This is a genomic window from Bradyrhizobium sp. AUGA SZCCT0176, assembly GCF_018130145.1.
Taxonomy (GTDB): domain Bacteria; phylum Pseudomonadota; class Alphaproteobacteria; order Rhizobiales; family Xanthobacteraceae; genus Bradyrhizobium.
In genome coordinates this window covers 12904-26000 of sequence record NZ_JAFCMB010000014.1, presented here as the reverse complement: position 1 = coordinate 26000, position 13097 = coordinate 12904, and the positions used below count along the sequence as shown (strand labels likewise).

Here is a 13097-nt window from a genome sequence, read left to right as displayed (position 1 = left end):
TGGGCTGAGACCAGAACATGAGCACCGAAGAACTTCCGCCGCGTGAGTCCATGGAATTTGACGTCGTGATCGTCGGCGCCGGGCCGTCCGGCCTGGCGGCTGCGATCCGTCTCAAGCAACTCAACGCCGATCTCAACATCGTCGTGGTGGAGAAGGGCTCCGAAGTCGGCGCGCATATTCTGTCGGGCGCCGTGATCGATCCGGTTTCGCTCGACAAACTGATTCCGGATTGGCGCGAGGACGCCGACTGCCCGCTGAAGACGCAGGTCAAGGACGACCGCTTCTACTGGATGACGGGCGGAAGCGCGATCCGGCTGCCGGGTTTCGCGATGCCGCCGCTGATGAGCAACCATCATTGCTATATCGGCTCGCTCGGTGATGTCTGCCGCTGGCTGGCGCCGAAAGCCGAAGCACTCGGCGTCGAGATCTATCCGGGCTTTGCCGCTACCGAAGTGCTCTACGACGAACAAGGCGCGGTGCGCGGCATTGCGACCGGCGACATGGGCATCGCCAGGGACGGCAGCCACAAGGATTCGTTCACCCGCGGTATGGAACTGCTCGGCAAGTACACGCTGTTCGCCGAAGGCGCGCGCGGCAGCCTCTCCAAGCAATTGATCGCGAAGTTCTCGCTCGACGCCAACAGCGAGCCGCCGAAATTCGGCATCGGGCTGAAGGAAGTCTGGGAGATCGATCCCGCAAAGCACCAGAAGGGCCTGATCCAGCATTCGTTCGGCTGGCCGCTGAACAACAAGACCGGCGGCGGCTCGTTCCTCTATCATTACGACGACAACAAGGTGGCGGTCGGCTTCGTTGTGCATCTCAATTACGACGACCCCTATCTGTCGCCGTTCGACGAGTTCCAGCGCTTCAAGACCCATCCGTCGATCCGAACCGTGTTCGAGGGCGGCAAGCGGCTGTCCTATGGCGCGCGCGCGATTACCGAGGGCGGCTACCAGTCGGTGCCGCGGCTGAGCTTTCCGGGCGGCGCGCTGATCGGTTGCGCGGCAGGCTTTGTCAACGTGCCGCGCATCAAGGGCGTGCACAACGCGATGGGCAGCGGCATGCTCGCCGCCGAACACCTCGTGGCCGCGCTCGGTGCCGGCCGCGCCAATGATGAACTGGCCGAATACGAGAATGCGTGGCGCGGTTCGCAGGTCGGCAAGGACCTCTACTCGATCCGCAACGTCAAACCCCTGTGGTCGAAGTTCGGCACCCTGATCGGCGTACCGCTCGGCGGCCTCGACATGTGGACCAACACGCTGTTCGGCTTCTCATTGTTCGGAACCCTGTCGCACGCCAAGCCGGATCGCAAGACGCTGGATCCGGCCAGGACGCACACGCCGATAGCGCCGGTGAAGCCGGACGGCAAACTGACCTTCGACAAGCTGTCGTCGGTATTCCTGTCCAACACCAACCATGAGGAAGACCAGCCGATCCACCTCAAGGTCGCGGACATGAACCTGCAGAAGACCTCCGAGCACGACGTCTTTGCCGGTCCGTCCAACCGCTATTGCCCGGCCGGCGTCTACGAATGGGTCGAGGAGGCCTCCGGCCCGCGCTTCCAGATCAACGCCCAGAATTGCGTCCACTGCAAAACCTGCGACGTCAAAGACCCGAACGGCAATATCACCTGGGTTCCGCCGGAAGGTGGCGGCGGGCCCAATTACCAGGGGATGTGACCACGATTACGTGAGTTTAATGGCGGAGGGCCGCAGGTGTCGGGGTAACCCCGGTACCGGCCACGATACCGCCACAGTACAAGCGTCTTCCGGGGCTGCGGGCAAAATGGGTGGAATTGGCGGCGGACGGGGAGATCCTGGGGACCCTGCTGCCGATCGATTCGCCACCCCGTATCCTTGCGGTTGAACGCCAAAAGCGGCATTGTCGCTGGGCCTTGATGCCGCCGCGTATGTCCGCATTCGAGAGCGATTGAAAGATCCCTGCCATAAATCCTGGAGCTAGGCGAACCGTGATGCTTTCCACTCGTTTCAATCGCTGGACCATCGCCGCTGTCACCGTCGCCGCGCTTGCCGCGCCCGGCTCGCTGCTGGCGCAGACGCCCGAGCATACCGGCGACAATTCGGCGCAGTTTCCGAGCAAGAGCGATCTGAAATCGCTGACCACGTCCGGCAGCTATCTGGCCGCGCGTCATGCCAGCGTCGAACGCGACGCCAGCTCGGCCGCGGCGTTCTACCGTTCGGCGCTGCGTACCGATCCCAAGAACAACGAGCTGCTCGACCGTGCCTTCATCTCCTCGCTCGCGGATGGCGACATCGACGAGGCCGTCAAGCTCGCCGACCGCATTCTGACGCAGGACAAATCCAATCGGGTGGCCCGGCTGGTCGTCGGCGTCCGCGACCTGAAGCAGAAGAAATACGCAACCGCGCAGATCAACATCAATCAGTCGATCCGCGGACCGATCACCGATCTGGTCGCGACGCTGTTGTCGGGCTGGGCCAGCTTCGGGGCGGGCGATTCCAAGGCGGCGGTCGCCAATATCGACAAGCTGACCGGGCCGGAATGGTATCCGATCTTCAAGGATCTGCACACCGGCATGATCCTGGAACTGGCGAACAAGGAAAAGGACGCCGGCGCCCGCTTCGAGCGCGCCTACAAGCTCGACGATTCCATGCTGCGCGTGTCCGACGCCTATGGGCGCTGGCTGTCGCGCAACAAGGACTCGGCGGCGGCAATCGGCATCTACGAGGCGTTCGACAAGAAGCTGCCACGGCATCCCTTGGTACAGGAGGCGCTGCGCGAGACGCGGGCCGGCAAGAAGATGCCGCCGCTGATCGAATCGGCGCAGGCAGGTGCGGCCGAGGCGCTGTACGGCATCGGTGCAACGCTGACCCGCCGCGGCGGCGAGGATCTGGCGCTGGTCTATCTGCAGCTCTCGCTATATCTGCAGCCCAACCATCCGCTGGCGCTGCTGTCGCTGGCCGATCTCTATGAGTCGGTGAAGAAGCCGCCGATGGCGATCAAGGTCTATGAGCGCATGCCGGCGAGTTCGCCGCTGAAGCGCAACGCGCAGATCCAGCTCGCCACCAATCTCGACGCCGCCGATCGCAGCGAGCAGGCGATCAAGATCCTCAAGGACGTCACCGCCGAAGACCCCAAGGACATCGAAGCCATCATGGCGCTCGGCAATATCGAGCGCGGCCGCAAGAAGTTCGCCGATTGCGCGACGACCTATTCCAGGGCGATCGATGTGATGCCCGGCGTGACCGACAAGAACACCTGGGTCACCTATTACTATCGCGGCATTTGCCAGGAGCGCTCCAAGCAGTGGAGCAAGGCCGAGGCCGACATGCGCAAGGCGCTCGAGCTGCAGCCCGAACAGCCGCATGTGCTGAACTATCTCGGCTATTCCTGGATCGATCAGGGCATCAATCTCGACGAAGGCATGAAGATGATCAGGCGCGCCGTCGATCAGCGTCCCGACGACGGCTATATCGTGGACTCGCTGGGCTGGGCGTTCTACCGCATCGGCAATTTCGAGGACGCGGTGAAGAACCTCGAGCGCGCGATCGATCTGAAGCCCGAGGATCCGACCATCAATGACCACCTCGGTGACGCCTATTGGCGCGTCGGCCGTACGCTGGAAGCCAAGTTCCAGTGGGCCCACGCCCGCGACCTGAAGCCCGAGGCGGAAGAACTGCCGAAGATCGAGGCCAAGATCGCCAACGGTCTGCCCGAGGACACGTCGTCTGCGGCTTCCGCCGACAAGAAAAAAGAAGACGGCAGGGGCGGCTAGAAGCGGCTGATCGAAGGCTTGGGGGGCTCGTTCGGCAATGCCGGCTTTGATTGATGAGGGGCGTGCCAAGGTCAACCTGACCTTGAGGGTGGTTGGCCGCCGCACCGACGGTTTTCATGATTTGGAAAGCGTGGTGGCGTTTGCCGACTGCGCTGATCGGCTGACGCTGACGCCGGGTTCCGAGCTGACATTGCAAATGTCCGGACCGCTGGCGCAGGCCTGCGGCGAGACATCGGACAATCTGGTGCTGAAGGCGACGCGCCTGCTGGCCGAGCGCGTGCCGGGCCTGAAGGCCGGCAGTTTCACGCTCGACAAGGTGCTGCCGGTCGCGGCGGGCATCGGCGGTGGTTCGGCGGATGCGGCTGCCGCGCTTCGGCTGCTGGCAAAATTGAACGGGCTGTCGCTCGATGACGAGCGGCTGCGCGAGGTAGCACTTGCGACCGGCGCCGACGTGCCGGTCTGCCTGGCCTCGCGTGCCTGCGACATGACCGGGGTCGGCGATACCCTGACGCCGCTCAGCCTGCCGATCATGCCGTGCGTGATGATCAACCCCTGCGTTCCCGTTCCGACCAAGGATGTATTCAAGGCACTCGGCCTACGTAGCGGCGAATTGCTGGTCGGCGTCACCGACGTTTTCCGGGGCATCGACTGGCCGGAAGCCGGCGCCTCGGTCGAAGACTGGGTCGAAGTCCTGGCGGCCAGTGCCAACGATCTGGAAGCCCCGGCGATGCGCATTCAGCCGGTCATCGGTGAAGTGATCGCCGCGCTCAACGCCACCAATGGCGCCTGGCTGGCGCGGATGTCGGGCTCGGGCGCGACCTGTTTTGCGATCTATGAAAACACTGCCGAAGCCGGCCGCGCCGCGGAGAAGATCCGGCGCGAGCACCCCGGCTGGTGGGTGCATGCGGGAACGTTGAGCTAAAGCGGCGAACGAACGGTTTCGTAGGGTGGGTAGAGCGAAGCGAAACCCACCATTTTCGATAAAGGCAATCGGTGGGTATCGCTGCGCTCAACCCACCCTACGGCGCCATCAATGCGACCTGGCTAGGCAGAACGCCACGACCTGCTCGAGGGCGGTCTTCATCGGCGAAGCCGGAAACAGCGCCAGCGCATCGACGGCCATCGCGCCGTAATGATGGGCGCGGCTGATCGTGTCCTCCAGCGCGCGATGCTTGGTCATCAACCCGATGGCGTGATCGAGATCATTGCCGCCGATCTCGCCCCGCTCCAGCGCCTTGACCCAGAACGCGCGTTCAGAGGCGTTGCCGCGGCGGAACGCCAGTACCACCGGCAGCGTGATCTTGCCCTCGCGGAAATCGTCGCCGACGTTCTTGCCGAGTTTGGCCGATTTGCCGCCGTAGTCCAGCACGTCGTCCACGAGCTGGAACGCGATGCCGAGATTCATGCCGACGGAGCGGCACGCGGTCTGCTCGGCCTTCGGCCGGTTGGCGATCACGGGGCCGACCTCGCAGGCGGCCGCGAACAATTCCGCGGTCTTGCCGCGGATCACAGCGAGATATTCGTCCTCGGTGGTCGCGGTGTTCTTCGCCGCGGCGAGCTGCATCACCTCGCCCTCGGCGATGGTGGCGGCCGCCGAAGACAGGATGTCGAGCGCCCGCAACGAGCCGACCTCGACCATCATGCGGAAGGCCTGGCCGAGCAGGAAGTCGCCGACCAGCACGCTCGCTTCGTTGCCCCACAGCATCCGAGCGGACAATTTGCCGCGCCGTAATTCGCTCTCGTCGACCACGTCGTCATGGAGCAGCGTCGCGGTATGCATGAACTCGACCGAGGCGGCGAGCTTGATATGGCCGTCGCCGGAATAGCCGGTGAGGCCGGCCATCGCCAGCGTCAGCATCGGGCGCAGCCGCTTGCCGCCCGAGGAGATCAAATGGTTGGCGACCTCGGGAATCATGGTGACTTCGGAACCGGTCCGCGACAGGATCGTGGCGTTGACCCGCTCCATGTCGGCGGCGACGAGCCCGACCAACTCATCGATCGAAGCGTTTGGGCTTTCGAAGGGTACAATAACCGCCACGCGGGTCTCCAAATCTGGCCAATTCGCACTATCCTTATCTACAATAGAAAGTGCAGGCTGAAGCGGCAAGGGCACGAAGCGGTTGACAGGTACCGGCCGGCCTCGGACCGGGCCAGCCAGGGAGGGCGCAAATTGCGGGAATTGGTTCGGACCAACGATATTGTGCTGGTTTCCGCGGTCGGCGCGCTGCTCGACGGCGCCAATATCCATCATCTGGTGCTGGACCAAAACATGAGCATCATCGAGGGATCGCTCGGCGTCCTGCCACGCCGCATCCTGGTCCATGACGACGACAACCGCGAGGCGCGCCAGCTTCTGACCGATGCCGGGCTTGCCCACGAATTGCGGGCGGATGAGTAATCCCGATGTCACCGAGGACGCGTTCCTCGGCGGGAGCTTGCGCCTGCGGCAACTGAAATCGGGGCACCGCGCCGGTCACGATGCAATGCTGCTGGCGGCGGCGACGCCGGCACGTTCAGGCAATCGTGTGGCCGATCTTGGCGCCGGTGTTGGTGCGGCAGGGCTGGCGGTGGCCAGGCGCGTCGGGGATATCGATCTCGTGCTGGTCGAGATCGATGCCGGCCTCGCAAGCCTGGCGCGCGCCAATGCCGAGGCGAACGCGCTTGCCGCCGAGGTCATCGTGCTCGATGTCGAGGCGGCCGCCGACGCCTACGCCGCGGTCAATCTGCAGCCCGACAGCGTCGACGTCGTGTTGATGAATCCGCCGTTCAACGATTCTGTGCGGCATCGAGTCTCGCCGGACCGCGCGCGCGGGATCGCGCATGTCGCGACATCCACCACGCTTTCGAACTGGATTCACGCAACCCGCCGCATCCTCAAATCCAGGGGCATGCTGACGCTGATCTGGCGCGCCGACGGGATTGCCGAGGTGCTGGCGGCGCTCGATCACGGTTTTGGCGGTCTGGAAATTTTGCCCATTCACGGCGATGTGAAGGCGCCTGCGAATCGAATCCTGGTTCGCGCCACCAAGGGCGGTCGCGCGCCGACTCGAATTCATGCCGGACTGATGCTCAATGATGAGCGAGGGGTGCCCAATAAAGCGGTGCAGGAGATTTTGGCGGGGAGGGGGATATTGCCGTTGGCCACCCCCTAGGGGTAGCCGAGGAACTCATGTCTCGAGACGAAGCGGAAAAGCCTATTGCGGAAGGGTTTCCGACTGCCGTTTCGGAGCGTTGGTGAAGTGAACCGCGGTCAGGATGGTGCCGATCAACAATATCAGCAGGTAGATTTTCATGTCACTCTCCGCTGCGCCATTGCAGCCGTAACGGCCACGTTGCAAAAGGCCTTCCAGCCCAAATTCGTTCCAGCCCTTCCAATGACAGTGGCGTGATAAAAAATGGTTAATTCGAGGTAACGGCATGAGTGAACAAATAAGTGATCGTGTGGGATTGCCGGGCCTTATCGAGCGGCTGAAGGGATTGGTCCCGGCCAAATTCCGGCGCGGGGCCGCGGTGGTGCCAGTGGTGCGGTTGTCCGGCGTGATCGGCGCGGTGACGCCGCTGCGGCCCGGCATGTCGCTCGCCGGTGTCGCCAAGACGCTCGAACGCGCTTTCGGTACCAAGAATGCCAAGGCGGTTGCGCTCGTGATCAATTCGCCCGGCGGCTCGCCGGTGCAATCGCGCCAGATCTATTTGCGGATCAGGCAACTCGCCGCCGAAAAGAATTTGCCGGTGCTGGTGTTCGTCGAGGACGTCGCCGCATCCGGCGGCTACATGATCGCCTGTGCTGGCGACGAAATTTTCTGCGATCCGTCCTCGATCCTCGGTTCGATCGGCGTGGTCGGCGGCACTTTCGGCTTCCAGGAGCTGATCAAGAAAATCGGCGTCGAGCGACGGCTCTATACGGCGGGCGTCCACAAGGCGACGCTCGATCCGTTCCTCCCCGAAAACCCCGATGATGTGGCGCGCATCAAGGCGCTCCAGCGCGAGATCCACGCCATCTTCATTGCATTGGTCAAGCAGAGCCGCGGCAGCCGCCTCAAGGGCGCCGACGACACGCTGTTCACCGGCGAATATTGGGCCGGCGAAACCTCGGTGTCGCTGGGTCTTGCGGACGCGGTCGGCGATCTGCGTTCGACGCTGCGCACCCGCTACGGCGACAAGGTGCTTACCCCCGTGATCGCGCCCGCCAGCGGGATGCTGTCCGGCCTGCTCGGGCGGCGGTCGCCGGGGGCGGGCTCCATGGGCGCGCTCGACGGTTTTGGGGGCCTGCCGGATGAGCTGATCTCCGCGCTCGAAACCAGGGCAATTTGGGCCAAATTCGGGTTCTAGAGCCCGGGAGAGGCGCGCCATTTAGTCCTAAAGGCGGGAATTGCGGCGCAGCCCGGCTTGCGCGAGAATGCAGCTATTGGGGGCGTGACCGACGTGAACGACAAGGACCGACCGATGCCACCGTTGATCGCATTCGCAGGGGCCCTGGGTGGGCTCGCCGTGGTCCGCTGGGCTTACAAGACCGCCGTCCGGATCAACCGGGAGCTGGAAGAAGCGCGGCTGGCTCGCGTCGCGGAATCGGCTCAAACCAGCGAGATTCCGACCCTGCGCCGGGACCCCGTCACCGGGGCCTATCGGCCGGGTTAGTTCGACCGTCATCCTGACAGTCGTCATGCCCGGGCTTGTCCCGGGCATCTACGTCTTCCCTTTGCTGCCCAGAAAAGACGTGGATGGCCGGGACAAGCCCGGCCATGACGGTTGATCATTGGCGTCCCCCGGCATCGCCTTGATTCCCCTCGCCACCGCCGATACGGTCCCGCGCGCCCAAAACCCCCTCGCGAGACCGATTCTGCCGATGGACGAATTGCCTGCCCATATGCGCCCGGAACGTTCGTTCCAGGGCTTCATTCTCGCTCTGCAACGGTTCTGGGCCGAACAGGGCTGCGTGATCCTGCAGCCCTACGACATGGAAATGGGCGCGGGCACCTTTCATCCGGCGACGACCTTGCGCGCGCTGGGGCCGAAGCCGTGGCGGGCCGCCTATGTGCAGCCCTCGCGCCGGCCCAAGGATGGCCGCTACGGCGAAAACCCCAACCGGCTGCAGCATTATTACCAGTATCAGGTGATCATGAAACCATCGCCGCCGAACCTTCAGGAATTGTACCTGAAGTCGCTCGCCGCGATCGGCATCGATTCCAGCCTGCACGACATCCGCTTTGTCGAGGACGATTGGGAAAGCCCGACGCTGGGCGCCTGGGGCCTCGGCTGGGAGTGCTGGTGCGACGGCATGGAAGTGTCACAGTTCACCTATTTCCAGCAGGTCGCGGGCGTCGAATGCGCACCCGTCGCCGGTGAGCTCACCTACGGGCTGGAGCGGCTCGCCTGCTACCTGCAGGGCGTCGACCGCATCATGGATCTCAACTTCAACGGCCGCGAGGGCGCCGACAAGGTGACCTATGGCGACGTGTTCCTGCAGGCCGAGCAGGAATATTCCCGGCATAATTTCGAGCACTCCGATTCCGAAATGCTGTTCAAGCAGTTCGTGATGGCCGAAGAGGCCTGCAAGAAGTATCTCGCGGCGGGCTGGAAATCCGGCAGCAACCAGAAAGAACATCTGATGGCGCTGCCGGCCTATGACCAGTGCATCAAGGCAAGCCACGTCTTCAACCTGCTCGATGCCCGCGGCGTGATCTCGGTGACCGAACGGCAAAGCTACATCGGCCGCGTGCGCGACCTCGCAAAAGCCTGCGGCGACGCCTGGGTCCACACCGAAGCGGGCAGGGCATCCTGATGCCTGATCTTTTGCTCGAATTGTTTTCCGAAGAAATCCCCGCGCGCATGCAGGCGAAGGCGGCGGATGATCTGCGCCGCATGGTCACCGACAAGCTCGTCGCCGAGGGGCTGGTCTACGAGGGCGCCAAGGCGTTCGTGACGCCGCGGCGGCTGGCGCTGACGGTGCATGGCATTCCGGCGCGGCAGCCTGACCTCAAGACCGAACGCAAGGGTCCGAAAATCGGCGCGCCCGATGCGGCCGTTCAGGGTTTTCTGAAAGCGACCGGCCTCACTTCGCTCGACGAGGCCAAGATCCAGCGCGATCCAAAGGGCGACTTTTATATCGCGCTGCTCGAAAAGCCCGGCCGCGCCGCGATCGACGTGCTCGCAGAAATACTGCCCGTGATCGTGCGCACCTTCCCATGGCCGAAATCGATGCGCTGGGGTGAGCGCTCGGCCAAATCAGGCGCGCTGACCTGGGTGCGGCCGCTGCACTCGATCATCGCGACCTTCGGTCCGGAGACCGAAGACCCCGAGGTGGTGAAATTCTCGATCGACGGCATCGAGACCGGCCAGACCACTCATGGACACCGCTTCCTGGCGCCATCGGCGATCTCCGTGCGCCGCTTCGAGGATTACGAGGCAAAGCTGAAGGCCGCCAAGGTCGTGCTCGACCCGCAGGCGCGCAAGGACATCATTCTGGCCGATGCCAAGCAGTTGGCGTTCGCGCAGGGCTTTGAGCTGGTCGAGGACCAGGTGCTGCTCGACGAGGTGTCAGGCCTCGTCGAATGGCCTGTCGTGCTGATGGGATCGTTCGACCAGGAATTTTTGTCGATCCCCGGCGAGGTGATCCGCGCCACCATCCGCAACAACCAGAAATGCTTTGTGGTCAGCGATCTCAAAGATTCTGATAAGAATCCTGACAAGACCGGAAAGCTGACCAACAAGTTCATCCTCACCGCCAACATCGAGGCGACGGACGGCGGCAAGGCCATCGTCGCCGGCAACGAGCGCGTGATCCGCGCGCGGTTGAGCGATGCAAAATTCTTCTACGAGGCCGATCTGAAGACAAAACTCGAAGACCGGCTGCCGAAATTCGAGAACATCGTGTTTCATGAGAAGCTCGGCACGCAGGGTGAACGTATCAAGCGCATCGAGCGGCTGGCGGCGGAAATCGCGCCGCTGGTCGGCGCCGATGTCGAAAAGGCAAAACGCGCCGCGCATCTGGCGAAGGCGGATTTGCTGACCGAAGTGGTCGGCGAATTCCCGGAGCTGCAGGGCTTGATGGGCAAGTACTACGCGCTGGCGCAAGGCGAAGATGCCTCCGTCGCCGCCGCGAGCGAAGAGCATTACAAGCCGCAGGGACCTGCGGATCGCGTGCCGACAGATCGGGTGAGCGTCGCCGTCGCTTTGGCTGACAAGATAGATACACTAGTTGGTTTCTGGGCGATCGATGAAAAGCCGACGGGAAGCAAGGATCCGTACGCGCTGCGTCGGGCCGCGCTGGGTGTGATTCGGTTAATTCTCGAAAATGGTATTCGAATCGATCTTGCCGCTATCGCGCGCACTCCATTTGTTGCGTTCGGAATTCTGCCTCATGCTAAATCGATAATCTCTGACCACGAGAATATTGAAAAGCTTGAGAATTCAGTTGGCCGGGTTAGCTTCTCGATCGATGTATGGAATTCATACTTCCAGAATCGGGACTGGAAGGGCTTTGAAGAAGCGTACGCAGCTGCACAAACAACTGCCGACAAGAAGGTGCTTGATCTCCTCTCCTTCTTCGCCGACCGCTTAAAGGTCCAACTCCGCGATCAGGGCGCGCGCCACGATCTCGTCGATGCCGTGTTTGCGCTCGGCGGTCAGGACGATTTGTTGATGGTGGTCCGCCGCGTCGAGGCGCTCGGCAAATTCCTCGACACCGACGACGGCAAGAACCTGCTCGCGGGTACAAAACGCGCCAGCAACATCCTTTCGATCGAAGAGAAAAAGGACAAGCGCAGCTTCGACGGCGCGCCGGATTCGGCACTCTACAAGCTCGATGAAGAAAAGGCGCTGGCGAAGGCAATCGATCAGGTCAAGAGCGAGGCCGGCGCTGCGGTGGCCAAGGAAGACTTTGCCGCCGCGATGAGCGCGATGGCCAAGCTGCGTCCGGCGGTCGATGCGTTCTTTGACAAGGTCAAGGTCAACGACGATGAACCAAAAGTGCGCGAGAACAGACTGAAGCTCTTGAACGAAATCCGCGCGGCGACGCGCGCGGTGGCGGACTTTTCGAAGATCGAGGGCTGACACGTGGATCAGAAGACGCTGGCCGCTTATGATTCGGATGCGGCGGCGTTCGCCAAGGACTGGCTCGAGCAGCCGGCACCCGTTGATTTGCACGAAGTCGTCGAGCGCTTCTTCGTGCGCGGCGGCAATTCAGCCGACATCGGCTGCGGCTGCGGCCGCGAGGTGGCCTGGCTCAATGCCAACGGCTTTTCCGCCGCCGGTTTCGACGCCTCGGCAGGCCTGCTGGCGGAGGCGCGGCAGCGTTATCCCGGTTTTAAGTTCGCGCATGCCGAATTGCCCGACTTGAAGGGCATCGGCACCTACGACAACGTGCTGTGCGAGACCGTGATCATGCATCTGGAGCGCGCGCAGATCGCCCCTGCCGTCCGTCGGCTGCTCAACGCTGTCAAGCCAAGTGGCATTCTCTATCTGAGCTGGCGGATCACCGACAATGCCGACCTGCGCGATTCGCAGGGGCGGCTTTACTGTGCGTTCGATACCGCGCTGGTGCTGGCGGAACTGAAAGCGACCGCGCTGCTCCTCGACGAAGAGGTCGTCAGCGCCTCCTCCGGCAAGAAGATTCACCGCCTCGTCGCCAAGAAGCAGGGTCTGGAGATCAGGGAATAGGGCGCCAACGAAAAGCCCCGCCCAGGGGGGAAACCGGGCGGGGCTTTCTTGTCCGGTCGTATCTCGCGCACATCCGCTTGCGCGGCGCCCGGACTATCGTTCAGGCCGGCGGGATTAGTCGACCACCTGAACGATGCGACGCGAACGCGGTTCGACCAGGACCGTCTGGCCGTTTACCACGGTGTAGCGATAGGGCGTCGCCGCATAGGTCTGCGGGACGTCGTAATAGGTGATGCCGGCCTCCGGCAGCACACCGCCCACGGTCACGCGATCCGGAATGGTAAAGGTCGGCACGCGCTCACGCACGACATATTCCCGGAACGCCGGGCGTTGGTCGACGGCGATACCCTCATGCTCGCCGATGACCACGCTGTCGCCGCGAACCACACCCACGGTGCCGCTCTGCGCCTGTGCTGCGAGCGGGGCAGTCATCACGCCGGCGACAGCTGCGATGGCAAGTAGTCTGTTCTGCATAGTGTACTCCCTCGTGCGCTCTATTGGTTTGACGCGTTTTCTTGACGCGAACCGGCGTCCACTCCGCTTGAAAACGCTATGACGCCGGCTAGCCAGCGTACAATGCGAGCCAATTCATCGCGCGCGGCATAGTTCCGGAAAAATGGCTGCCTTAAACGCGGCAATTTCGGGCAATTTTTGCGAACGCCGGAACCCGTTGAGGCGACAGGCGTCT

The 13097-nt window shown here is 63.0% G+C and carries 12 protein-coding genes; 10 read left to right on the top strand and 2 right to left on the bottom strand.

What is annotated here, in order from left to right; genetic code table 11:
• Positions 1-17: 17 nt before the first annotated feature.
• From JQ600_RS26345 to JQ600_RS26335, 3 genes are all read left to right on the top strand, one after another.
• Positions 18-1679, top strand: coding sequence for an electron transfer flavoprotein-ubiquinone oxidoreductase (locus JQ600_RS26345; protein ID WP_212387718.1), 1662 nt, complete (start codon positions 18-20; stop codon positions 1677-1679).
• Positions 1680-1972: 293 nt separating this feature from the next.
• A complete protein-coding gene (locus tag JQ600_RS26340) occupies positions 1973-3754 on the top strand; it encodes a tetratricopeptide repeat protein (protein WP_192738595.1) in 1782 nt (593 codons plus the stop codon).
• A 37-nt stretch (positions 3755-3791) separates the two neighbouring features.
• Positions 3792-4676: a 4-(cytidine 5'-diphospho)-2-C-methyl-D-erythritol kinase gene (locus JQ600_RS26335; protein WP_212269478.1), complete on the top strand. Its 885-nt coding sequence runs from the start codon at positions 3792-3794 to the stop codon at positions 4674-4676.
• A 108-nt stretch (positions 4677-4784) separates the two neighbouring features.
• Here the strand turns inward: JQ600_RS26335 and JQ600_RS26330 are convergent, their stop codons facing one another.
• Positions 4785-5792, bottom strand: a complete 1008-nt coding sequence (locus JQ600_RS26330) for a polyprenyl synthetase family protein (RefSeq protein WP_212269477.1) — start codon at positions 5790-5792, stop codon at positions 4785-4787.
• A gap of 132 nt (positions 5793-5924) precedes the next feature.
• Between JQ600_RS26330 and JQ600_RS26325 the strand changes: the two genes are divergently transcribed.
• From JQ600_RS26325 to JQ600_RS26295, 7 genes are all read left to right on the top strand, one after another.
• On the top strand, positions 5925-6152 hold the full coding sequence (locus JQ600_RS26325) for a DUF2007 domain-containing protein (RefSeq protein ID WP_212269476.1): 228 nt from the start codon (positions 5925-5927) through the stop codon (positions 6150-6152).
• Positions 6145-6906 (top strand): tRNA1(Val) (adenine(37)-N6)-methyltransferase, encoded by a 762-nt coding sequence (locus tag JQ600_RS26320; protein ID WP_212387720.1) that lies wholly within the window; start codon positions 6145-6147, stop codon positions 6904-6906. The genes JQ600_RS26325 and JQ600_RS26320 overlap by 8 nt, the downstream gene beginning before the upstream one ends.
• A 265-nt stretch (positions 6907-7171) precedes the next feature.
• Positions 7172-8083, top strand: a complete 912-nt coding sequence (locus JQ600_RS26315) for a S49 family peptidase (RefSeq protein ID WP_212387723.1) — start codon at positions 7172-7174, stop codon at positions 8081-8083.
• Positions 8084-8197: 114 nt separating this feature from the next.
• Positions 8198-8389: a hypothetical protein gene (locus tag JQ600_RS26310; RefSeq protein WP_212269514.1), complete on the top strand. Its 192-nt coding sequence runs from the start codon at positions 8198-8200 to the stop codon at positions 8387-8389.
• Between the two features lie 208 nt (positions 8390-8597).
• Positions 8598-9533 carry a glycine--tRNA ligase subunit alpha gene (locus JQ600_RS26305; protein ID WP_212387725.1) on the top strand — a complete coding sequence of 312 codons (936 nt, stop codon included), beginning with the start codon at positions 8598-8600 and terminating at the stop codon, positions 9531-9533.
• Positions 9533-11803: a glycine--tRNA ligase subunit beta gene (gene glyS / locus JQ600_RS26300; RefSeq protein WP_212387728.1), complete on the top strand. Its 2271-nt coding sequence runs from the start codon at positions 9533-9535 to the stop codon at positions 11801-11803. The genes JQ600_RS26305 and glyS overlap by 1 nt, the downstream gene beginning before the upstream one ends.
• A gap of 3 nt (positions 11804-11806) precedes the next feature.
• Positions 11807-12409, top strand: a complete 603-nt coding sequence (locus JQ600_RS26295) for a methyltransferase domain-containing protein (protein ID WP_212490155.1) — start codon at positions 11807-11809, stop codon at positions 12407-12409.
• A 114-nt stretch (positions 12410-12523) separates the two neighbouring features.
• Here the strand turns inward: JQ600_RS26295 and JQ600_RS26290 are convergent, their stop codons facing one another.
• Positions 12524-12883 (bottom strand): DUF1236 domain-containing protein, encoded by a 360-nt coding sequence (locus JQ600_RS26290; RefSeq protein ID WP_212387734.1) that lies wholly within the window; start codon positions 12881-12883, stop codon positions 12524-12526.
• Positions 12884-13097 lie beyond the last annotated feature (214 nt).

Excerpts from the sequence above, each read along its gene's own strand:
- JQ600_RS26335 (WP_212269478.1), top strand. The coding sequence starts at position 3,792 with ATGCCGGCTTTGATTGATGAGGGGCGTGCCAAGGTCAACCTGACCTTG.
- JQ600_RS26290 (WP_212387734.1), bottom strand. The coding sequence starts at position 12,883 with ATGCAGAACAGACTACTTGCCATCGCAGCTGTCGCCGGCGTGATGACT.
- glyS (WP_212387728.1), top strand. The coding sequence starts at position 9,533 with ATGCCTGATCTTTTGCTCGAATTGTTTTCCGAAGAAATCCCCGCGCGC.
- JQ600_RS26310 (WP_212269514.1), top strand. The coding sequence starts at position 8,198 with ATGCCACCGTTGATCGCATTCGCAGGGGCCCTGGGTGGGCTCGCCGTG.
- JQ600_RS26305 (WP_212387725.1), top strand. The coding sequence starts at position 8,598 with ATGGACGAATTGCCTGCCCATATGCGCCCGGAACGTTCGTTCCAGGGC.
- JQ600_RS26345 (WP_212387718.1), top strand. The coding sequence starts at position 18 with ATGAGCACCGAAGAACTTCCGCCGCGTGAGTCCATGGAATTTGACGTC.
- JQ600_RS26340 (WP_192738595.1), top strand. The coding sequence starts at position 1,973 with ATGCTTTCCACTCGTTTCAATCGCTGGACCATCGCCGCTGTCACCGTC.
- JQ600_RS26315 (WP_212387723.1), top strand. The coding sequence starts at position 7,172 with ATGAGTGAACAAATAAGTGATCGTGTGGGATTGCCGGGCCTTATCGAG.
- JQ600_RS26320 (WP_212387720.1), top strand. The coding sequence starts at position 6,145 with ATGAGTAATCCCGATGTCACCGAGGACGCGTTCCTCGGCGGGAGCTTG.